The organism is Flavobacterium sp. GNP008 (assembly GCF_056428965.1).
This window is the reverse complement of sequence record NZ_JBWJVL010000068.1, coordinates 1-232: the sequence shown is the minus strand read 5'-3', so window position 1 is coordinate 232 and position 232 is coordinate 1. Positions and strand designations below refer to the sequence as shown.

The 232-nt window shown below is 58.2% G+C and carries 1 protein-coding gene; it reads right to left on the bottom strand.

What is annotated here, in order from left to right:
• Positions 1–232: flagellin hook IN motif-containing protein (locus AC0608_RS13910; RefSeq protein WP_478289496.1), on the bottom strand; the 232-nt coding region annotated here is incomplete at both ends.

The following is a 232-nucleotide window of genomic DNA, read 5'->3' as shown; positions in this document are numbered from 1 at the left end:
GCCGTAGTTGCCGGAACCATCTTTGGTGGCAACGGTGATCGAGCCGGCTGCGGTGGCAGCGCTGAATGCCAGGTTCTCACCGGAGTCGGATTTGACCGACAGGGTGCCTTTGGATTCGTCGTAGTTGACGCTAATGCCGAGCTTGGCGGAGTTGGATTTCAACTGGTCAGCCAGGCTGGCAGTATCGGTCACGCCGGTGAACGTTGTAGCTTGACCATTGGTGGCCAAGCTA